Genomic DNA, 22,079 nt, shown 5'->3' with positions numbered 1-22,079 from the left:
CCGGCGTCGGCATCGATAAGCGATATCTATCGTACCGGATAAAACCTGTATTGGACGCTTATCGATCGCAGGCCTACGCTTTGCGGAGAGACTGGCGCGGGCCATGGCAGGCGTTGAAGGGTCGACGCCTGACCGCCGCGCAGCACGGGAGCGGGGCGGCATCGGAACGCTTGCCCCGGTCCGCCACGGAGACACGCATGAACGACGCTGCTCGCACGCCGGACGCCGGCGCATCCAACATCCCCGACAGCCGGGGCCTCGATTTCTTCGCCGCCGATCCCGATTTCGGCGCGCTCCTGAAGCTGCATCTCGGCGATGCGCACTACGCCGGACTCGAGCCGCGGTTGCGCGCGCTCGGCGCACGCGTGTCCGGCGAGCTCGACGAATGGGCGTCGCGCGCGGACAAGCACCCGCCGGTGCTCGAACACCGCAACCGGCGCGGCGAGGCCGTGCAGCGGATCGACAAGGACCCGGCCTACGTCGCGCTCGAACGCGTCGCGTATTCCGAGCTCGGGCTCGCGTCGCTGAGCCACGGAGCCGAATCGGTCCCGCCGCTCGTCAAGTACGCGCTGACGTTCCTGTTCGTGCAGGCGGAGTTCGGGCTGTGCTGTCCGGTCAGCATGACCGATTCGCTGACACGCACGCTGCGCCGCTTCGGCGATCCGGCGCTGGTCGCGCGCTACCTGCCGATGCTCGCGTCGCGCGACTTCGACACGCTGTACCAGGGGGCGATGTTCATGACCGAGCAGGCGGCCGGCTCCGACGTCGGCCGTATCGCGACGCGCGCGGTGCGCGAGACCGGCGCGCACGGCGAGACCCTCTGGCGTCTCACCGGCGACAAGTGGTTCTGCTCGAACGCGGATGCCGATCTCGCGATGGTGCTCGCGCGGCCGGACGGTGCGCCGGACGGCATCAAGGGGCTCGCGCTGTTCCTGCTGCCGAAGACGCTGCCCGACGGCACGCGCAACCGCTACCGGATCGTGCGCCTGAAGGACAAGCTCGGCAGCCGGTCGATGGCCAGCGGCGAGATCGCGCTCGAGGGCGCGCAGGCCTGGCTGATCGGCGAGATCGGCCGGGGCTTTCACCAGATGGCCGACATGATCAACATGTCGCGGCTGTCGAACGGCGTGCGCGCGGCGGGGCTGATGCGGCGCGCGCTGAACGAGGCGCTGCACGTCGCGACGCACCGCGAGGCGTTCGGCCGCAAGCTGATCGAGATGCCGCTGATGCAGCGCCAGTTGATGAAGATGCTGCTGCCGGCCGAGGCGGCGCGCGCGATGTTCATGCAGATCGCGCTGCTGCTGCCGCAGGCCGATGCGGGCGACGAGCAGGCCGCGCGCTGCGTGCGGATCCTGACGCCGCTGATCAAGTTCCGCGCATGCCGCGATGCGCGTCGCGTGACGGGCGATGCGATGGAAGTGCGCGGCGGCACCGGCTACATCGAGGAGTGGAGCGACGCGCGCGTGGTGCGCGACGCGCATCTCGGCTCGATCTGGGAAGGCACGAGCAACATCGTCGCGCTCGACGTCGCGCGGGCCGCGCAGCGCGAGCACGCGCTCGACGCGTTGCGTACGTTTCTTGGCGACCGGCTCGGCGCGGCGCCGCTGCCCGACGCGAGCCGCGCGGCGCTGCGGCGCATCCTCGCGCGCGCCTGCGACGCGCTCGCGCGGGTCGCGTCGGAAGGCGACGACGCACGCGTGCGGCAGGCCGCGTCCGCGCTGTACTACGCAAGCGCGGCCGTGCTGATGGCATGCGAGGGCGTCCGGCTCGCGCCGGATTTCCGGCGTCTTGCGCTCGCGCACCTGATCGTGCGCCACAAGCTGCTGCCGGTCGATCCGCTCGCGCCGGCATCGCTCGACGACGAATCGGCTGCATGCGACGCGCTGCTGCGCGGCACGCCGATCGCGCTCGATACCGCGCTCGACCTGCTGCCGGAGGTCGCACGATGACCGCTTCGCGTGGTGCACTGGACGGCCTGAAGGTCGTCGACCTGAGCCGCGTGCTCGGCGGCCCGTACTGCACGCAGGCGCTCGCCGACCACGGCGCGACGGTGATCAAGATCGAGCCGCCGGACGGCGACGAGACGCGCGGCTGGGGGCCGCCGTTCCTCGGCGATACCGCGTGGTACTTCGCGGGCGTCAACCGCAACAAGGAGGGGCTCGCGCTCGACCTGTCGCGCGACGAAGGGCGCGCGATCCTGTGGCACCTGCTCGACGAGGCGGACGTGCTCGTCGAGAACTTCAAGCCGGGCACGCTCGCGCGCTGGGGGATGGACTATGCACGCGACTTGCAGCCGCGCTTCCCGTGGCTGATCCACTGCGCGGTGACGGGCTTCGGCGCCGACGGTCCGCTCGGCGGGCTGCCCGGCTACGACGCGGTGATCCAGGCGATGGCGGGGCTGATGAGCGTCAACGGCGAGCGCGACGGCGATGCGCTGCGCATCGGCTTGCCGATCGTCGACATGGTCACCGGGCTCAACGCGCTCGCCGGCATCCTGCTGGCGCTCGCGGAGCGCGAGAAGAGCGGGCGCGGGCAGTCGATCGACATCGCGCTGTACGACTGCGGCGTGTCGCTGCTGCATCCGCACCTGCCTAACTTCTTCGGCTCCGGGCGTGTGCCGGAGCGCAGCGGCAACGCACACCCGAACATCGCGCCGTATGACAGCTACCGCACGGCGACGGCGCCGATCTTCCTCGCGGTCGGCAACGACCGGCAGTTCGCGCGGCTGGTCGCGCATCTCGGCGCGCCTGCGCTCGCGGGCGATCCGCGCTTCGTCGACAACCGCAGCCGCTGCGCGCACCGGTCCGAGCTGAAGGCCGAGCTGGAGGCGCGGCTTGCCGCGCACGCGTGCGAGCCGCTTGCGCGCGACCTGATGGCGGCCGGCGTGCCGTGCGGGCCGGTGCGGACGGTGGCCGACGTCGTGCACGATCCGCACGCGCTGCACCGGAACCTGTTCGTCGAGATCGGCGCGTATCGCGGCACCGCGTCGCCGGTGAAGCTGTCGCGCACGCCGGCCACCTATCGTGCGCCGCCGCCCGCGCTCGGCGGCGATACGCGCGCGGTGCTCGACCGACTCGGCATCGATCGTGCGCTTCAACAGCAGTTGCTCGATGCCGGCGTGCTGAAAACGGCACCCGACTGACCCGACGCCGCCGGCCGGCGGCGCCATGCCGGCCACCCGGGAAAGGCGCGCGCCAGTCGCGCCCCCGAACGCAACCATGGAGACATCGATGAGCCGTCCGTCATCCCCGCCCGCCGCGCATCCGCGGCCCGGCCGCGCCGCCTTCGCGGCGTTCGTCGGCACCACGATCGAGTGGTACGACTTCTACATCTACGGCACGGCCGCGGCACTCGTGTTCGGCAAGGTGTTCTTTTCCAGCGGGATGGACCCCGGCGTCGCGACGCTGCTCGCGTTCGTCACGTTCTGGGCCGGCTTCGCCGCGCGGCCGCTCGGCGGAATCGTGTTCGGCCATCTCGGCGATCGCGTCGGCCGCAAGACCGCGCTCGTGATCACGCTGGTGATGATGGGCCTCGCGACCACCGGCATCGGCCTGCTGCCCGGCTATGCGCAGATCGGCGCATGGGCGCCGGCCGGCCTCGTCGTGCTGCGGGTGCTGCAGGGCATCGCGGTCGGCGGCGAGTGGGGCGGCGCGGTGCTGATCGCGAGCGAGAACGCGCCGAAGCACCGCAGCATCCTGTATGCGGCGTTCGCGCAGCAGGGCTCGCCCACCGGCAACCTGCTCGCGACCGCGGCGTTCTTCGCGCTGAGCGCGCTGCCGACGCCCGCGTTCCTGATGTGGGGCTGGCGCATCCCGTTCCTGCTGTCGGCCGTGCTCGTGATCATCGGCATGGTGATCCGGCTGAAGCTCGAGGAGTCGGCCGACATGCAGCGCGTGCTCGCGCGCAAGCGCACGGTGAAGCTGCCGCTGCGCGACGTCGTGCGCGATCACTGGGTCGTCGTGCTGCTCGCGGCCGGCACGCTGCCGGTGATCAACGTCACGTACTTCCGCAGTACGTTCGCGCTGTCGTGGGCCACGAAGGAGCTCGGCTACGCGCAGGGGACGTTTCTCGGCATCCTGTCGATCTCGCTCGTCGTGCAGTTCCTGATGCAGCCGGTCGGCGCGTGGTTCGTGTCGAAGGTCGACATGCGCCGCGCGATGGGCTGGATCCTGATTCCGGAGATCGTGCTGATGCCCGTGATGTTCCATGCGCTTGCGACGCGGTCGTACTGGGTCGCCGTCGCGGGCATGTGCATCTCGACGATTCCGTCCGCGATGTTCTACGGCGCGGTCGGCGGCGTGCTCGCACGCGTGTTTCCGGCCAACATCCGCTATACGGGCCTGTCGCTCGCCTACCAGCTGAGTGCGCTCGTCGTCGGCGGCGGCACGCCCGTGCTCGCGCAGGCGATCCTGAACGCGACCGGCAGCATCGTCGGCGTCGCGGTCGCCTCGGGGCTCTACGCGCTCGTGTCGCTTCTGTGCATGCTGGCGCTGCTGAATCGCACCGGGTATCGCGCGGACGAGCTGTCGACGGCCGAACGCAGCGACGCGGCCGAATGGGGTACCGACGGCGCGGGCGCCGACGATCCGGGCGGCGGCACGCAGCAGCCGGGCAACGGCGGTGCGCTGAAACCGGCCGGCTGAGCGGCGCGGATCGTCGGCGGGGCAGCCGTGGCGCACGCCAGGCAGGCGCCCCAAAAGCAGAACGGCGCCGTGCGATCGCACGGCGCCGTTCCGTTCCGGCGCGCGGGCCGGCGCTCGGCCGGCCCACGCGCATCGCGTCTTCAGCCTTCCGTCGGCGGCACGTAGCCCGACGCCTGGTCGGCGCCGTCGCCGAAGAAGTACTTCTCGGTCTGCTTCATCAGGTACTGGCGCGCACGCGGGTCGGCCATGTTCAGGCGGTTTTCGTTGATCAGCATCGTCTGCTGCTTGAGCCAGCCCTGCCACGCTTCCTTCGAGACGCTCTCGTAAATGCGCTTGCCGAGTTCGCCCGGCAGCGGCGGGAAATCGAGGCCTTCGGCTTCCTTGCCGAGCTTCGCGCATTGGATCATTCGAGCCATCGTGTACTTCTCCTGTAATCGGTCTGGGGGGAGGGCAGTCGTGCCTGCGCTCAGAGCTGCTTCATCAGCACGAGCGACTTGCGCTGCCAGTTATAGAGTTTGCGGCGGTCTTCCGGCAGGTCGTCGACGCTGACCTTGACGAAGCCGCGCTTGAGGAACCAGTGCTCGGTGCGCGTCGTCAGCACGAAGATGTGCGTGAGGCCGCGCGCGCGGGCGCGCTGCTCGATGCGCTTGAGCAGGCGTTCGCCGTCGCCCGAGCCCTGCGCTTCCGGCGCGACCGTCAGGCACGCCATCTCGCCGATCTTCTCCTGCTGGTACGGATACAGCGCCGCGCAGCCGAACAGCACGCCATCGTGCTCGATCACCGAGAAGTGGTCGATGTCGCGCTCGATCTGGTGGCGGCCGCGCCGCACCAGCGTGCCGTCCGTCTCGAGCGGCTCGATCAGCGACAGGATGCCGCCGACGTCGTCCGGCGTCGCCTCGCGCAGGCTTTCGAGGTTCTCGTACGAGATCATCGTGCCGACGCCGTCGTGCAGGAACAGTTCGAGCAGCATGCTGCCGTCCAGCGACTGCGGGATCAGGTGCGCACGCGTCACGCCGCCGCGGCACGCGCGGATCGAATGCTTCAGGAAGAACGCGTCGTCGCCCTGGATGTTGCCCGAATCGAGCAGTTCGGCCGCCGCGTCGAGCGACATTTCGCGGATCAGCTCGCCTTCGTCGTCGACGATGCCGGGGCCTTCGGTCAGGAACACGATCTTGTCGGCGCGCAGCGCGATCGCGGCGGCCGAGGCGACGTCCTCCATCGACAGGTTGAACGCTTCGCCGGTGGGCGAGAAGCCGAGCGGCGACAGCAACACGAGCTTGCGGCTCGCGAGCGAATGACGGATCGATTCGGCGTCGATCTTGCGCACGATGCCCGTATGCGCGAAATCGACCCCGTCGAGAATCCCCACCGGCCGCGCGGTCACGAAGTTGCCCGACACGACGCTGATGTGCGCGTGCGCCATCGGCGAGTTCGGCAGCCCCTGGCTGATCGCGGCCTCGATGTCGAGGCGCACTTCGCCGGCCGCTTCCTTCGCGGATTCGAGCGCGCGCGCATCGGTGATCCGCAGGCCGTGCGAAAACTCCGATTCGACGCCGTGCAGGCTCAACTGCTCCTCGACCTGCGGGCGCGAGCCGTGCACCAGCACGATCTGGATGCCCATCGCCTGCAGCAGCGCGATGTCGGACACGAGCGCGTTCAGCAGCCCCTGCTGCACCACCTCGCCGCCGAACCCCACGACGAACGTGCTGTTGCGGAACTTGTGGATATAGGGCGCGACGGAGCGCATCCAGTCGACGAACTGCGCGTGACTGGCGGCCGAATCGTCGGTGGCCGGCGGCGTCGCGGCGCCGGTCTGGGCGGGGGGGAGGTCGGTTTGGGAATTCATGGGCGGGATTATAATGCGCCCCCATGTCGAATGTACCTAAAAGTCCCGCGCCGACGCGGGCCAAAGCGCCGTCGGCCCGGCACCCGGATGGTGCGGCCGATGCGCGCCAGCAGCAGGGCCAGCCGCCGCGCCAGCAGCAGGAGCGGCAGGCGGGCGAGCGCACGCACGCGCCGCGCGGCGCCGAGCGGCGCGGCGATCCGCGCCAGCCGGCCGCGCAGGAAGCACCCCGTGCAACGGATGCGCCGCCGCCGCGCCGCGAGCGCGCGCCGCGCGCCGCCGCGTCGAGGGGCGCGCCGCCGAATCCCGTTCCGCCGATCACGTACCCCGAAAGCCTGCCCGTGTCGGGCAAGCGCGACGAAATCGCGCGCGCGATCGCCGGTCATCAGGTTGTCATCGTCTGCGGCGAAACCGGCTCGGGCAAGACCACGCAGTTGCCGAAGATCTGTCTCGACCTCGGTCGCGGCCTCGGCGCCGGCGGGACGGGCCTGATCGGCCATACGCAGCCGCGCCGCCTCGCCGCGTCGTCCACCGGCCGCCGGATCGCCGAGGAGCTTGGCACACCGTTCGGCGAAGTGGTCGGCTACAAGGTGCGCTTTACCGACAACCTCGCGCCGGGCGCGTCCGTGAAGCTGATGACGGACGGCATCCTGCTCGCCGAGACGCAGACCGATCCGCTGCTGAAGGCGTACGACACGCTGATCATCGACGAGGCGCACGAGCGCAGCCTGAACATCGACTTCCTGCTCGGCTACCTGAAGGAAATCCTGCCGCGGCGGCCGGACCTGAAGCTGATCGTCACGTCCGCGACGATCGACGCCGATCGCTTCGCGCGCCATTTCGGCACCGACGAGCGTCCGGCGCCCGTGATCGAGGTGAGCGGGCGGCTGTATCCGGTCGAGATGCGCTACCGCCCGGTGGCGGAAGATCGTCCGGCCGTGAAGCATGCCGAAGGCACGGCCGGCCGCGATCGGGTGAAGACAGCCCGCGAAGCCGAGCGCGACCTGATGGACGCAATCGTCGACGCGGTGGACGAGCTGTGCCGCGAAGGCTCCGGCGACGTGCTCGTGTTCCTGCCCGGCGAGCGCGAGATCCGCGAGGCGGCCGAGGCGCTGCGCAAGCACCACCCGCCGCACACCGAGATCCTGCCGCTGTTCGCGCGGCTCTCCGCGACCGATCAGGACAAGGTATTCAAGGCCTCGAACGCGCGCCGGATCGTGCTCGCGACCAACGTGGCCGAGACGTCGCTGACGGTGCCGGGCATCCGCTACGTTGTCGATACCGGGCTCGCGCGCGTGAAGCGCTATTCGTACCGGAACAAGGTCGAGCAGCTGCAGGTCGAGTCGATCTCGCAGGCGGCGGCGAACCAGCGCGCGGGCCGGTGCGGCCGCGTGGCCGACGGCGTCTGCATCCGCTTGTACGAGGAAAGCGACTACCAGGCGCGCGCGCGCTTCACCGATCCGGAAATCCTGCGCTCGTCGCTCGCGTCGGTGATCCTGCGGATGAAGTCGCTGCACCTGACGGCGATCGAATCGTTTCCGTTTCTCGAACCGCCGCCGGGCCGCGCGATCGCGGACGGCTACCAGCTGCTCAACGAACTCGGCGCGGTCGATGACGACAATGCGCTGACGCCGCTCGGCCGCGAACTCGCGCGACTGCCGCTCGACCCGCGCGTCGGCCGGATGATCCTCGCCGCGCGTGACCAGCAGTCGCTGCGCGAGGTGCTGATCATCGCGAGCGCGCTGTCCGTGCAGGACCCGCGCGACCGTCCGGTCGAAGCGCAGGAACAGGCCGACCAGGCGCACCGCCGGTTTGCCGACGAGCGCTCGGAATTCCTGCAGTGGCTGAAGATCTGGGCATGGTTCGAGGAGGCGGTCGCGCACAAGAAGTCGAATCGCCAGCTGGTCGACGCGTGCCGGCAGAACTTCCTGTCGCACCTGCGGCTGCGCGAATGGCGCGACGTGCATTCGCAACTGCTGACGGTGGTGCGCGAGCACGGCTGGCGGCTCAACGAAGTCGAGGCGACCTACGAGCAGGTCCATCTGGCCCTGTTGACGGGCCTGCTCGGCAACCTCGGCCTGAAGGCCGACGACGATCCGCACTATCTCGGCGCGCGCGGGATCAAGTTCTACCTGTGGCCGGGCTCGGTGCTCGCCAAGAAGGCCGGCCGCTGGGTGATGGCGGCCGAGCTCGTCGAGACGAGCCGGCTGTACGCGCGCTGCCTCGCGAAGATCGAACCCGAGTGGGTCGAGAAGATCGGTGCGCACCTGCTGAAGAAATCGCTGTCGGAGCCGCACTGGGAAAAGCGCCCGGCGCAGGTCAGCGCGTACGAGCGCGCGACGCTGTACGGGCTGCCGATCTATCACCGCCGGCGGGTCGCGTTCGGCAGGCAGGACCCGGCGCGTGCGCGCGAGCTGTTCATCCGCGGCGCGCTCGTCGACGGCGAATTCGATACGAAGCTCGCGTTCTTCGCGCACAACCGCAAGCTGCTCGCCGACATCGAGCAGCTCGAGCACAAGTCGCGCCGGCAGGACGTGCTGGTCGACGACGAGCTGATCTACGCGTTCTACGACCACGCGATTCCCGAGGGGATCCACACGGGCGCCGCGTTCGAGCGCTGGTATCGCGACGAGGCGAAGAAGGGCGGCCAGTCCGAGGACAAGTCGCGGCTGCTGTACCTGTCGCGCGACGACCTGATGCGCCACGAGGCGGCCGGCGTGACGACCGAGCTGTTCCCGAAGCGCGCGACGATGGCCGGCGTCGAGATGGCGCTGACGTATCACTTCGAGCCCGGCACGCCGCGCGACGGCGTGACGCTCGCGGTGCCGCTCTATGCGCTGAACCAGGTCGACGCGCGCCGTTGCGAGTGGCTCGTGCCGGGGATGCTGAAGGAAAAGGTGCAGTTGCTGCTGAAGTCGCTGCCGCAGAAGCTGCGCCGCCATTGCGTGCCGCTGCCCGAGTACGCGGCCGGCTTCGTCGAGCGGATGGGCCGCGAGCGTTTCGGTGCGGGCGGGCTCGTCGAGGCGCTGATCGCCGACGTGCGCGGCGAGACGCAGGTCGCGATGAAAACGGCCGACTTCAAGCTCGAGACGCTGCCCGCGCACCTGTTCATGAATTTCAAGGTGATCGACGAGCACGGTCGCCAGCTCGCGATGGGGCGCAACCTCGCGCAGCTTCGCCAGGAGCTGGGCGCGCAGGCACAGCAGCAGTTCCAGAAGATCGCGGCCGCGTCGACGATCGCGGTCGGCGGCGACGCCGATCCCGGTCAGGCCGTCGGCCAGGCGCCGGCGGCGCCTGCCGCGCCCGTTGCCGCTGGTCGCGGCGCGAAATCGGGCAAGGGCGCGGCGCCGCAGACGGCCGCCCCGGCGGAAGCCGGCGCGACCGCGCTGTACGAGAACCTGACGACCTGGAATTTCGGCAAGCTGCCCGAGCTGCTGGAGATCCGCCGGCGCGGGCAGACGTTGTACGGCTATCCGGCGCTCGTCGATCGCGGCACGCATTGCGACGTCGAGGTGTTCGATTCGCCGGAGGAAGCCGCGCGCATCCACCGGGCCGGCCTGCGGCGGTTGTTCGCGCTGCAGCTGAAGGAGCCGATCAAGTTCCTCGAGAAGAACCTGCCGGGCTTGCGCGAGATGGCGATGCAGTACATGTCGCTCGGCACGCAGGACGAGCTGCGCGACCAGCTGATCGACACGGCGCTCGACCGCGCGTGCCTGCAGGACCCGCTGCCCGACGACGACGCGAGCTTCCACGCGCGCCGCGACGAGGGCCGCAGCCGCCTGAACCTGCTCGCGCAGGAAATCGCGCGGCTGGTCGGGCAGATCCTGGCCGAGTACGCGGGGCTCGCGAAGAAGCTCGCGCAGGCGAAGCCGTTCGCGCAGGCGCACGCGGATCTGCAGCAGCAGCTCGGCGCGCTGGTCGGCAAGCGCTTCGTGATCGACACCCCTTACGCGCAACTGGCGCACTTTCCGCGCTACCTGAAGGGCATCGCGCTGCGGATCGACAAGCTGAAGGCCGATCCGGCGCGCGACGCGAAGCAGTCGGCCGACCTGCTGCCGCTGGCCCAGCAGTACCAGCGCGCGGTGTCGCAGCGCGGCGGCGTCGCCGACTCGCGGCTCGCGGAATTCCGCTGGCTGCTCGAGGAGTTGCGGATTTCGCTGTTCGCGCAGGAACTGCGCACGCCGATGCCGGTCTCTGTCAAGCGTCTGCACAAGGTCTGGGAGTCGATGCAGCGCTAGTGCGGCAGTGGTTTCCCGGCCCGGCGCCGGCGGCCGGCCCCGGCCGGCCGCGCCGTGCGTCCAAGTGGCGCAAGGTCGGCTTGCGTCAACCGGCGGGGCCGGTTGAACGTTTTACAATGACGGTTGTTCCACGACGTGAGTCTTCATGCGCACTTTTCTTTCCCTCGGCCGCACGCTCGCGCTGGCCGCCGCCGTGCTGGCGCCCGCCGCCCACGCGAATAACGTGATCGTCCTGAATTCGGCCGAAGCGACGCTTTCCCTGATCGACCAGCAGACCCGCGAGGTCGTCGGCACGATGCCGACCGGCAAGGAACCTCACCACCTGATGGTGACGCCCGACAATTCGTCGCTGATCGTTGCAAATTCGGTCTCGAACAGCCTGATGTTCCTCGATCCGAAGACGGGCAAGCTGCAGCGCACCGTCGAAGGGATCGACGATCCCTACCAGCTCGGCTTCTCGCCCGACCGCAAGTGGTTCGCGGCGGCCGGCCTGCGCCTCGACCGCGTCGACATCTACAGCTACGACGGCCGCGACCTGCATCTCGCGAAGCGCGTGCCGCTGGAAGTGATGCCGAGCCACCTCGCATTCACGAAGGACAGCAAGACGGTGCTCGTGTCGCTGCAGGTCTCCGGCGAGATCGCGGCGATCGACCTGGCGACGCAGACGGTCAAGTGGAAGATGAAGGTCGGCAAGGTGCCGGCCGGCCTGTGGCTCACGCCGGACGACAAGTACCTGCTCGTCGGGATGACGGGCTCGGATTACGTCGCGGTGGTCGACTGGCGCAACCAGAAGGTCGTCAAGCAGATCGTCACGGGCAAGGGCGCGCACAACTTCCGCTCGCTCGCCGACGGCACCCACGTCGCGGTGACGAACCGGGTTGCGAACACGATCAGCATCATCGACGAGAACACGCTCACCAATGTCGGCGACATCACCGGCCTGCTGCCGGGCCCGGACGACATGGAGCTGTCCGCCGACAAGAAGACGCTGTGGGTGACGTTCCGTTTCGCGAAGAAGGTCGGGATCATCGATCTCGCGTCGCGCAAGCTGGTGCAGACGATTGCCGTCGGCCGCTCGCCGCACGGCATCTATTTCTTCGATCGCGCGCCGTGGCGCGCGGCGAACGGCGCGTAACGCACGGAGGCGCCCGATGCTTCACCTGATCGATACCTTCGTGTCGAACATCCAGACCTGGCTGTACGTCGACATCGTGCAGCCGCTCCTCTTCAAGTTCGACATGATGGACTACGACGAGGACACCTACGACGCGCTGTACTGGGTCGTGATCGGCGCGTTGCAGATGGTCGTGATGTTCGTGCTGCTGCGTCCGCTCGAGGCGCTGCGGCCCGTCGAGGACTGGAAGGACCGCAAGGCCGTGCGGGTCGACGTGATCTACACGGCGATCTCGAAGCTCGGGATCTTCTCGCTGCTGTTCTTCTTCGCGTTCCAGCCGCTGTTCGACAACTTCCAGGCGTGGCTGCGCCTGTACGGGGTCGCGAACCTCAACCTCGACTACCTGTGGCCGGGCGTCACGTCGCAGCCGATCGTCACGTTCGCGATCTATCTCGTCGTGCTCGATTTCGCGGGCTACTGGTATCACCGCTGGCAGCACAAGATCGGCATCTGGTGGGAACTGCACGCCGTGCACCACAGCCAGCGCCAGATGTCGCTGTGGTGCGACGACCGCAACCACCTGCTCGACGACGTGATCCAGGCCGGCTTCTTCGCGGCGATCGCGCTCGTGATCGGCGTGTCGCCGTCGCAGTTCGTCGTGCTGACCGCGGTCACCAACTTCCTGCAGAGCATCCAGCATACGAATGCGCAACTGTCGTACGGCTGGCTCGGCGAGCGCGTGCTCGTCAGCCCGATCTTCCACCGGCGCCACCATGCGGTCGGCTACGGTCATGAAGGCACCAAGTACGGCTGCAATTTCGGCGTGCTGTTTCCGTGGTGGGACATGATGTTCGGCACCGCGTCGTGGAACCGCACGATCGAGCCGACCGGCATCCGCGATCAGGTCGAAGGCGTGTCCTACGGCGAAGGCTTCTGGTCGCAGCACGGCCTCGCGTTCGTGCGGATCTTCCGGCGCCTGTTCCCCGCGAAGCGCGGCGCGGCGTCGGTCTGACCCGGCCATCCTCCCGTTGAGCGGCTCCCTGACGCGGCCCGCATGCGCTTTGGCGCATGCGGGCCGCGTGGTTTATCCTTTCCCCGTTTTTCTCCGTCGATACAGGCTCGCATGAACGACCTGCTGCGTTCCTTCGTCCGGGCACTGGCGAGTGCATTGCATCCGCGCATGCTCTGGCTCACCCTGATGCCGTTCCTCGTCTCGGCCGTGCTGTGGGGCGTCTTGCTGTGGTTCTCGTGGCAGACGCTGATCGACGCGGCGCGCGGCGCGCTCGACGGCTTCGTGCTGACGGCCGCGCTGTATCGCGCCTTCGACGCGATCGGCATGTCGCAACTGCATGCGGTCGTCGCGCCGTTCGTGGTCGTGTCGCTGGCGATTCCGCTGATCGTGCTGACCGTGCTGCTGCTGATCGCGACGCTGTCGATGCCGGTCGTGATCAAGCACCTGTCGAACCGGCAGTTCGCGGCGCTCGAGCCGAAGCGGGGCGGCACCTTCGTCGGCAGCGTTGCCAACTCGCTGTGGGCGGCGCTGGCCGGCGTCGTCGTGCTGGTCGTGACGATCCCGCTGTGGCTGATTCCGCCGTTCTTCGCGCTGCTGCCGCCGGTCATCTGGGGCTGGCTCACGTACCGCGTGATGACCTACGATGCGCTCGCGCTGCACGCGAGCCGTGACGAGCGCCGCGCCCTGGTGCGGCAGCGCCGCTGGCCGCTGATCGGCATCGGCATCGCGACCGGGCTGCTCGGCACCGTGCCGACCTTCGTGTGGGTGTCGTCGGTCTGGACGATGGTGCTGTTTCCGTTCGTCGCGGCGGCCATGATCTGGGTTTACGCTTTCATTCTCGTCTTCTCGGCGCTGTGGTTCGGGCACTATTGCCTGCGTGCGCTGGAGGACCTGCGCGCAAGCACGCGCGCCACCGCAATCGACATGGGGCAGGCATGAGCATCGGCATCATCATCATCGGCGACGAAATCCTTTCGGGCCGCCGGCAGGACAAGCATCTGGCGAAGGTCGTCGAGCTGCTCGGCGCGCGCGGCCTCGCGCTCGACTGGGCCGAATACGTCGGCGACGATCCGGCGCGCATCACGGCGACGCTCGCGCGCGCGATCGCGTCGGGCGACATCGTGTTCTCGACGGGCGGGATCGGCGCGACGCCGGACGACCACACGCGCCAGTGCGCGGCCGCCGCGCTCGGCCTGCCGCTCGAACTGCATCCGGAGGCGAAGGTGCTGATCGCGGAGCGGATCCGCGAAACGCACGCCGATCCGGCCGCGCCGGTCGACTTCGATGCGCCGGAGAACCAGCACCGCTTCAACATGGGCGTGTTCCCGGCGGGCGCGACGATCATCCCGAACGGCTACAACCGGATTCCCGGCTTCTCGGTCGGCGACCTGCACTTCGTGCCGGGTTTCCCGGTCATGGCGTGGCCGATGATCGAATGGGTGCTCGACACGAAGTATGCGCATCTGCACCATGCGACGCCGCACGCGGAGCGCTCGCTGCTGGTGTTCGAGCTGCCCGAATCGACCCTCACGCCGCTGATGGAGCGCATCGAGCGCGATTTTCCGGGCGTGCGCGTGTTCAGCCTGCCGAGCGTGGGCGATGCGGAGCGCGGCGGGATCTACGCGCGCCGTCACATCGACCTGGGCGTGAAGGGCGAGCCGGAGGCCGTCGCGGCCGCGTACGTGAAACTGCGCGAGGGTGTGCATCTGCTCGGCGGGGACGTCGTCGAGCCCGAGACGCCGCGCGCCTGAGCGGCTCCCGATCCGGCCGTACCGAGGCCGCGGGCCGTGCAACGCGGCCCGTCATCGGCATGTCATCGCCCGGCTCGACGATGGGATCGTCGCAGCCGGCGTGCGTGGCGTGTCGTCAGGCCGTCAGGCGCCGATCCACGGCAGTTTCCGGAAGCACCAGCCTTCGACCGTCTTGCGGTGGCCTTCGGCGTCCTTGGCGCCCTCGAAGCCTTCGAGCAGGTCGAACGCCCTGGTGAAGCCGGCCTGCGCGGCGGCGACCGCGGCGAGCTTCGAGCGTGCGGCGCTGCGACACAGGAACAGGATGGGCGTACCGGCCGGGAGGGCCGCCTTCAGTTCGTTGACGAATTCGGCGTTCGGCACGCCGCCCGGGTAGCGCGTCCATTCGAGGTGCAGGTACTGGCCGTCGCCGATGAGCGGGCGGCCGATCCAGTCGAGTTCGGCGCGGGTGCGCACGTCGACGAGGCGCGCCGCCGGGTCGAGCTGCAGCAGTTCGAAGGCTTCGGCCGGCAGCAGCGCGCCGGCGTAGTTGAGCGCGCCCTGGGCGCGGCGTTCGTCGGCCTTTGCGTAAAGCTGGTCGAGCGTACTCATGGCGGAGAGTCTCCTGTTGGTCAAACGACCATTCTAGCGCGGCGTCGCGGCACGGATGCCCGCATGCGGTACGGTGCACGCGCCGCCCACGCGTTCACCAAAACAGTGCAGAATGACGCGGATGCACCAGAATGATCCGGTCGGCGCGGCGCATCGCGGCGATCGCACCATTGCGGTGCCTGCGTTTGGCGGCCGGTGCGGCGTCGGGCCCCGGAATTGCGCAGTACAGCCCCGTCGCGGCGAGCGCCGGCGCGATTCGCGCCCATTTTTCGTACGGGTGGCACGGAAGCTGCTTTATAGGATTCGGTCGAATCGGGGCGTGCTGCGCCAAAGCAAGACCCCGGTCAGCTCGATAAACGAGGCGGTTCCCAGTCCGCCGGAATTGTTCAATCAGGAGAAGAGGTTATGAGTAAAACCGTCGCCGACGTCATGCAGCTCGTGAAGGACGAGGACGTCAAGTTTGTCGATTTCCGCTTCACGGATACGCGCGGCAAGGAGCAGCACGTGTCGGTGCCGGTTTCGGCGTTTGACGAAGACAAGTTCGAAAGCGGTCATGCATTCGACGGTTCGTCGATCGCTGGCTGGAAGGGCATCGAGGCGTCGGACATGCTGCTCATGCCGGACCCGAGCGCTGCCTTCGTCGATCCGTTCTATGAAGAGTCGACCCTCGTGCTGACCTGCGACGTGGTCGAGCCGGCCGACGGCAAGGGCTACGAGCGCGATCCGCGTTCGCTCGCGAAGCGCGGCGAAGCGTACCTGAAGAGCACGGGCATCGGCGACACCGCCTTCTTCGGTCCGGAACCGGAATTCTTCATTTTCGACTCGGTCCAGTGGAACACGGACATGTCGGGCTGCTTCGTGAAGATCAACTCGGAAGAAGCGCCGTGGTCGTCGGGCAAGGAATTCGAAGGCGGCAACACGGGCCACCGTCCGGGCACGAAGGGCGGCTACTTCCCGGTCGCGCCGGTCGACACGTTCCAGGACATGCGTTCGGAAATGTGCCTGCTGCTCGAGCAGCTCGGCATCCCGGTCGAAGTGCACCACCACGAAGTGGCGGGCCAGGGCCAGAACGAAATCGGCACGAAGTTCTCGACGCTGGTGCAGCGCGCCGACTGGACGCAATGGTCGAAGTACATCATCCATAACGTCGCGCATTCGTACGGCAAGACGGCGACGTTCATGCCGAAGCCGGTCGTCGGCGACAACGGTTCGGGCATGCACGTTCACCAGTCGATCTGGAAGGACGGCCAGAACCTGTTCGCGGGCAACGGCTACGCCGGCCTGTCGGAACTGGCGCTGTTCTACATCGGCGGCATCATCAAGCACGCCCGTGCACTGAACGCGATCACGAACCCGACGACGAACTCGTACAAGCGTCTGGTCCCGCACTTCGAGGCACCGGTCAAGCTCGCGTACTCGGCGCGCAACCGTTCGGCATCGATCCGCATTCCGCACGTGTCGAACCCGAAGGGCCGCCGCATCGAAACGCGCTTCCCGGATCCGATGGCGAACCCGTACCTGTGCTTCACGGCGCTGATGATGGCCGGCCTCGACGGCATCCAGAACAAGATCCATCCGGGCGAAGCTGCCGACAAGAACCTGTACGACCTGCCGCCGGAAGAGGATGCAAAGATCCCGACCGTCTGCGCGGGCCTGGACCAGGCACTCGAAGCGCTCGACAAGGATCGCGAGTTCCTGACCCGTGGCGGCGTGTTCACCGACGGCATGATCGACGCGTACCTCGCACTGAAGGAGCAGGAGCTGGCGAAGTTCCGCATGACGACGCACCCGATCGAGTTCGAGATGTACTACTCGCTGTAATCGGCAATGGCGCTTCGATTCAGCGCCGTCATGCCGGTTCGTTCCCGTCGCGCGGTCTGCGGCGGGAGCGGCGGAGTCTGAAAGGGGACGGCGTCCAGCCGTCCCTTTTTTGTTCCGGGAATTTTCATTTCATGGCCCGTTGGGGCGCGACAAGCACGCAGATGGTTCTGAAGAATCTGATCAAGGCGAGAACGGGGCAACCCGAGCGACTGACGGACGACGAGCGGCTCGCCCGCTCGGGCCTGCTGGCGGGGCTGGAAGCGTTGCCGACGGTCGTGATCGTGCTCGACCGCAAGACGCTGCGGATCGCGTTCGCGAATCCGTCCGCGGAGGCGATGCTCGACATCTCGCGCCGGCAGCTCGCGCAGCGGCCGTGGGGCGAGATCTTTCCGAACGCGAACGAGCTCGCATCGACGATCACCGCGATCGGCGAGGAGCGCTTTCATGCGACGCACCTCGATACCGTGCTCGACCGGCCCGGCCGCGAACCGCTGCACGTGCATGCGATCGTCGGTTTCCTCGAGACCGCGCCCGATTTCGTGCTCGTCGAGCTGTTCGAGAACGAGCGGCAGTCGCGCACCGACCGCGAGGAGCGCATCCACGACCTGACCGCGGTCAACAAGCAACTGATCCGCAACCTCGCGCACGAGATCAAGAATCCGCTCGGCGGCATTCGCGGCGCGGCCCAGTTGCTCGAATTCGAGCTCGGCGAGCGCGAGCGCGGCGAGTTGCGCGAATACACGCAGGTGATCATCAAGGAGTCCGACCGCCTGCAGACGCTCGTCGACCGGTTGCTGGAGCCGCACCGGCATCCGCACATCGTCGGCGACGTGAACATTCATGAGGTCTGCGAGCGCGTGCGCGCGGTGATGCTCGCGGAATTCCCGCGCGGGCTCACGATCGAGCGCGACTACGACGTGAGCGTGCCGGATCTGCGCGGCGACAAGGAGCAACTGATCCAGGCGCTGCTCAACATCGTGCGCAATGCCGCGCAGGCGCTGCGCGAACGGATCGCGCAGGGCGACGCGAAGATCGAGCTGCGCACGCGCATCGCGCGCAAGGTGACGATCGCGAAGCGGCTGTACCGGCTGGCACTGGATTTGCACGTGATCGACAACGGGCCCGGCATTCCGGAGGAGATCCGCGACCGGATCTTCTATCCGCTCGTGTCCGGGCGCGAAGACGGCAGCGGCCTCGGCCTCACGCTTGCGCAGACGTTTGTGCAGCAGCACGACGGGATGATCGAGGTCGAAAGCCGGCCCGGACGTACCGAGTTTCAGATTTTGCTGCCGCTCGACCACTGAGCGGCGACATTGCGATTCACCGGATTCACCAATATCTGACCGACCTATGAAGCCGATCTGGATAGTAGACGACGACCAATCGATCCGCTGGGTGCTCGAAAAGGCGCTCGCCCGTGACAGCTTCGCGACGAAGAGTTTCGCGAACGTGCGTGATGCGCTGGCCGCGCTCGACCACGAGACGCCGCAGGTGCTCGTGTCCGACATCCGGATGCCCGGCGGCTCGGGCCTGGAGTTGCTGCAGGCGATGCACGAGCGGCTTCCGGGCCTGCCCGTCATCATCATGACGGCGTTCTCCGATCTCGACAGCGCCGTCGCGGCGTTCCAGGGCGGCGCGTTCGAATATCTCGCGAAGCCGTTCGACGTCGACAAGGCGGTCGAGCTGATCCGCCGCGCGGTCGAGGAAAGCCTGCGCGGCGGCGCGCCGCAGGACGAGCGCGTCGCCGAGGCGCCCGAGATGCTCGGCCAGGCGCCCGCGATGCAGGACATGTTCCGCGCGATCGGCCGCCTGTCGCACTCGGCCGCGACCGTGCTGATCACCGGCGAATCGGGTACCGGCAAGGAACTCGTCGCAAGGGCGCTGCACCGTCACAGCCCGCGCGCGAACGGGCCGTTCATCGCGCTGAACACCGCGGCGATTCCGAAGGACCTCCTGGAATCCGAGTTGTTCGGTCACGAGCGCGGCGCGTTCACCGGTGCGCAGACGACGCGGCAGGGCCGCTTCGAGCAGGCGGAGAACGGCACGCTGTTCCTCGACGAAATCGGCGACATGCCGTTCGACCTGCAGACGCGCCTGTTGCGCGTGCTGTCCGACGGGCAGTTCTACCGGGTCGGCGGGCACAACCCGCTGCGCGCGAACGTGCGCGTGATCGCCGCGACGCACCAGAATCTCGAATCGCGCGTGCGGCAGGGGTTGTTCCGCGAGGATCTTTACCACCGGCTCAACGTGATCCGGCTGCGCCTGCCGCCGCTGCGCGAGCGCAGCGAGGACATCGCGCTGCTCACGCGCCACTTCCTGCAGAAAAGCGCGCGTGATCTCGGCGTCGAGCCGAAGCGCGTGTCCGACGACGCGCTCGCATACCTGACGTCGCTGCCGTTTCCCGGCAACGTGCGGCAGCTCGAGAACCTCGCGAACTGGCTGACCGTGATGGCGCCCGCGCAGACGGTCGAGATCAAGGACCTGCCGCCCGACCTCGTGCCGTCCGGCGCACCGGTCGTCGCGACGGCCGACGGCGCGGACGCGCACGGCGGCGCTGGCGAAGCGGCGCACACGCCGCCGGCGATCGGTATGGCGCCGGCGGCGTCCACGCCGGTGGCCGCCGCGCCGAACGGCGGCGCGCCGGCCGGCTATCCGCTGTGGGAGCATGGCCTGCGCACCGAGGTCGCCCGGCTGCTGCGCGAGAACTCGGCCGACGTGATGGACGAACTGGCGCGCCGCTTCGAGGCGGCCGTGATCCGCGAGGCGCTCGACTTCACGCGCGGCCGCAAGGTCGAGGCCGCGGAGCGGCTCGGCATCGGCCGCAACACGATCACGCGCAAGATCCAGGAACTCCATCTGGAGCCCTGAGCACGATTCGCGGCACGCGCGGGCATCGCGCGTGCCGCGATCGGACATAATCGCGGTTTGCCGTTACGCAGATCCGCCATGTCCGACTCCTTTCGCTGGCCCGCCGGGGCCGACCCGTTCCGTTTTCTCGAAGCGCTCGACAGCAAGCGCGCCCGCGCGTGGGTCGACGAGCAGAATGCGCGCACGCGCGCCGCACTGCGCGACGACGACGCATATCGCGCATTGGCCGCGCGTCTCGCGAAAGCGTATCTGCCGCGCGAACGCCCGGTGATTCCGACCCGCTGGCGCGAGTGGGCCTACGACCTGTGGCAGGACGATCTTCATCCGAAGGGGCTGTGGCGACGCACGCGCTGGGACGACTGGCGCGCCGGTCGTCCGGCGTGGGAAACGCTGCTTGACGTCGACGCGCTGGGCGCGGAGGAGGGCGAGTCGTGGGTGTTCGAGCAGGATGCCATCCTGTATCCGGACGGCGATCGCGCGCTGCTGTCGCTGTCGCCGGGCGGGGCCGACGCGGTCGTCGTGCGCGAATTCGATCTCGTCGAGCGTCGTTTCGTCGACGGCGGCTTCACGATCGACGAGCCGGGCCATCACACGGTCGGCTGGATCGACCGCGATACCGTCTACGTGAGCTGGGATCGCGGCGAAGCGCATGCGACGGCCGCCGGCTATCCGTATGAAGCGCGACGCTGGGTGCGCGGCACGGCGCTCGCCGATGCGCCCGTCGTCTTTCGCGGCGAACCCGACGATATCAGCGCGGGCGCGTGGTTCGACCCGATCGACAAGCGCCACGTCGCATGGCGCAGCGTCGACTTTTTCGATGCGCATGCATACCGGCTGACCGATGCGGGCGAATGGGCGCGCTACGACGTACCGACGCATGTGGAGGTCGGCTTCTGGGAAGGCTGGCTCATGCTGGAGCCTCGCCTCGACTGGGACTGCGACGGCGTGCGCCATGCGGGCGGCTCGCTGCTCGCGATCCGCGAGCAGGCGTTCCAGGCCGGATCGCGCGCATTCACGACCTTGTTTGCGCCGCAGCCGTCGACGTCCGCCTGCACGTGGACGCATACGCGCACGACGCTGATCGCGAGCTGGCTCGACGACGTGCACAACCGCACGATGCTGTGGCAGCCGCGGCAGGCCGACGACGGCGCATGGACGTGGGACGCACGGCCGTTCGACTGGCCGGGCGACGCGCAGATCGACGTCGAGCCGGTGGAGGCGACGCTGAACGACGAGGTCTATGTCGACGTCGACACCTATCTCGATCCGCCCGAGTGCTGGCTGGCCGATCTTGCCGATCGCGCGGACGATGCGCCGTCGCGCCGCGTGCTGCTCGACCGGCCGCCGGTGCAGTTCGACGCGGCCGGGCTCGTCGTGCGCCGCGCGAGCGCGCGCTCGCCGGACGGCACGACGGTGCCGTACACGCTGATCGGGCCGCGCGACGCCCTCGACGCGACCGACGGCGCCGCGCGCGTTGCGCGGCCGTGCCTGCTGTCCGGCTATGGCGGTTTCGCGATCCCCAACCTGCCGGGCTACAGCGACGCGTTCGGCATCGCGTGGCTCGAGCGCGGCGGCGTGATGGCGTTCGCGCACATCCGCGGCGGCGGCGAGTTCGGGCCGCGCTGGCACGTCGGCGCGCAGCGCGAAAACCGCCAGCGTTCGTTCGACGATTTCATCGCGGTGGCCGAGGATCTGGTCGCGACCGGCGTGACGAGCGCCGCCCGGCTCGGGATCGAAGGCGGCAGCAACGGCGGGCTGCTGGTCGCCGCGTGCATGGCGCAGCGGCCGGAGCTGTTCGGCGCGGTGCTCTGTCGCGTGCCGCTGCTCGACATGCGACGCTATCCGAAGCTGCACGCGGGCGCTGCGTGGCTCGACGAATACGGCGATCCGGACGATCCGCGCGAAGGCGCGGCGCTGGCCGCGTATTCGCCGTATCACCGCGTGCGCGAAGGCGTCGCCTATCCGCCGTTGTTGTTGACCACGTCGACGCGCGACGACCGGGTGCATCCCGCGCACGCGCGCAAGATGGCCGCACGCATGCATGCGCTCGGTCACGAACGGGTGTGGTACTGGGAGAACACCGACGGCGGCCACGGCAGCGCCGACGATCTCGAACGCGCGGAAGCCGACGCGGCGGAGTTCGGTTTCCTGTGGGCCCATCTCGGGCCGGCACCCGCGCGGCGTTGAGCGCGCGGGCGGGG

General features: G+C 68.7%; 15 protein-coding genes. 12 read left to right on the top strand and 3 right to left on the bottom strand.

Features of this window, described 5'->3' with window-relative positions:
- Positions 1–197: 197 nt before the first annotated feature.
- From GQ56_RS0115445 to GQ56_RS0115435, 3 genes are all read left to right on the top strand, one after another.
- Positions 198–1,949, top strand: coding sequence for an acyl-CoA dehydrogenase family protein (locus GQ56_RS0115445; RefSeq protein WP_031399506.1), 1,752 nt, complete (start codon positions 198–200; stop codon positions 1,947–1,949).
- Complete coding sequence (locus tag GQ56_RS0115440; RefSeq protein ID WP_031399505.1) at positions 1,946–3,142, top strand: CaiB/BaiF CoA transferase family protein; 1,197 nt, start codon at positions 1,946–1,948, stop codon at positions 3,140–3,142. Before GQ56_RS0115445 ends, GQ56_RS0115440 begins: the two co-directional genes overlap by 4 nt.
- A gap of 88 nt (positions 3,143–3,230) precedes the next feature.
- The gene (locus GQ56_RS0115435; protein ID WP_031399504.1) at positions 3,231–4,643 is read left to right on the top strand and encodes an MFS transporter; all 1,413 of its coding nucleotides are present in this window, start codon (positions 3,231–3,233) and stop codon (positions 4,641–4,643) included.
- Between the two features lie 140 nt (positions 4,644–4,783).
- On the opposite strand, the gene GQ56_RS0115430 is transcribed toward GQ56_RS0115435, so the two are convergent.
- Together GQ56_RS0115430 and argA are read right to left on the bottom strand one after the other, a co-directional pair.
- Positions 4,784–5,059, bottom strand: coding sequence for an oxidative damage protection protein (locus tag GQ56_RS0115430; protein ID WP_006478357.1), 276 nt, complete (start codon positions 5,057–5,059; stop codon positions 4,784–4,786).
- 50 nt (positions 5,060–5,109) lie between these two features.
- Complete coding sequence (gene argA / locus GQ56_RS0115425; protein ID WP_031399503.1) at positions 5,110–6,489, bottom strand: amino-acid N-acetyltransferase; 1,380 nt, start codon at positions 6,487–6,489, stop codon at positions 5,110–5,112.
- Between the two features lie 23 nt (positions 6,490–6,512).
- Here argA and hrpA point away from each other — a divergent pair, with 23 nt between their 5' ends.
- The 5 genes from hrpA (at position 6,513) to GQ56_RS0115400 (ending at position 14,601) form a co-directional block, all read left to right on the top strand.
- Positions 6,513–10,724 carry an ATP-dependent RNA helicase HrpA gene (hrpA, locus tag GQ56_RS0115420; protein ID WP_031399502.1) on the top strand — a complete coding sequence of 1,404 codons (4,212 nt, stop codon included), beginning with the start codon at positions 6,513–6,515 and terminating at the stop codon, positions 10,722–10,724.
- A gap of 145 nt (positions 10,725–10,869) precedes the next feature.
- Entirely contained in the window at positions 10,870–11,859 is a 990-nt protein-coding gene (locus GQ56_RS0115415; RefSeq protein WP_031399501.1) for a YVTN family beta-propeller repeat protein, read from the top strand.
- A gap of 16 nt (positions 11,860–11,875) precedes the next feature.
- Positions 11,876–12,850 (top strand): sterol desaturase family protein, encoded by a 975-nt coding sequence (locus GQ56_RS0115410; protein ID WP_031399500.1) that lies wholly within the window; start codon positions 11,876–11,878, stop codon positions 12,848–12,850.
- A gap of 111 nt (positions 12,851–12,961) precedes the next feature.
- The gene (locus GQ56_RS0115405) at positions 12,962–13,789 is read left to right on the top strand and encodes an EI24 domain-containing protein (RefSeq protein ID WP_031399499.1); all 828 of its coding nucleotides are present in this window, start codon (positions 12,962–12,964) and stop codon (positions 13,787–13,789) included.
- On the top strand, positions 13,786–14,601 hold the full coding sequence (locus tag GQ56_RS0115400) for a competence/damage-inducible protein A (RefSeq protein ID WP_031399498.1): 816 nt from the start codon (positions 13,786–13,788) through the stop codon (positions 14,599–14,601). The genes GQ56_RS0115405 and GQ56_RS0115400 overlap by 4 nt, the downstream gene beginning before the upstream one ends.
- Before the next feature lie 123 nt (positions 14,602–14,724).
- Here GQ56_RS0115400 and GQ56_RS0115395 read toward each other — a convergent pair whose 3' ends face one another.
- Entirely contained in the window at positions 14,725–15,189 is a 465-nt protein-coding gene (locus GQ56_RS0115395; RefSeq protein WP_031399497.1) for a rhodanese-like domain-containing protein, read from the bottom strand.
- 405 nt (positions 15,190–15,594) lie between these two features.
- Here GQ56_RS0115395 and glnA point away from each other — a divergent pair, with 405 nt between their 5' ends.
- The 4 genes from glnA to GQ56_RS0115375 all read left to right on the top strand — a co-directional run bounded on the left by glnA (position 15,595) and on the right by GQ56_RS0115375 (position 22,065).
- Positions 15,595–17,010 carry a type I glutamate--ammonia ligase gene (gene glnA / locus GQ56_RS0115390; protein WP_031399496.1) on the top strand — a complete coding sequence of 472 codons (1,416 nt, stop codon included), beginning with the start codon at positions 15,595–15,597 and terminating at the stop codon, positions 17,008–17,010.
- Positions 17,011–17,171: 161 nt separating this feature from the next.
- Entirely contained in the window at positions 17,172–18,314 is a 1,143-nt protein-coding gene (gene glnL, locus GQ56_RS0115385) for a nitrogen regulation protein NR(II) (RefSeq protein WP_031399495.1), read from the top strand.
- 46 nt (positions 18,315–18,360) lie between these two features.
- Complete coding sequence (gene ntrC, locus GQ56_RS0115380) at positions 18,361–19,878, top strand: nitrogen regulation protein NR(I) (protein WP_031399494.1); 1,518 nt, start codon at positions 18,361–18,363, stop codon at positions 19,876–19,878.
- Between the two features lie 78 nt (positions 19,879–19,956).
- The gene (locus GQ56_RS0115375; RefSeq protein ID WP_031399493.1) at positions 19,957–22,065 is read left to right on the top strand and encodes a prolyl oligopeptidase family serine peptidase; all 2,109 of its coding nucleotides are present in this window, start codon (positions 19,957–19,959) and stop codon (positions 22,063–22,065) included.
- Positions 22,066–22,079: the final 14 nt, after the last annotated feature.

The organism is Burkholderia paludis (genome assembly GCF_000732615.1).
GTDB lineage: Bacteria > Pseudomonadota > Gammaproteobacteria > Burkholderiales > Burkholderiaceae > Burkholderia > Burkholderia paludis.
This window is presented reverse-complemented; position numbering and strand designations above follow the sequence as displayed.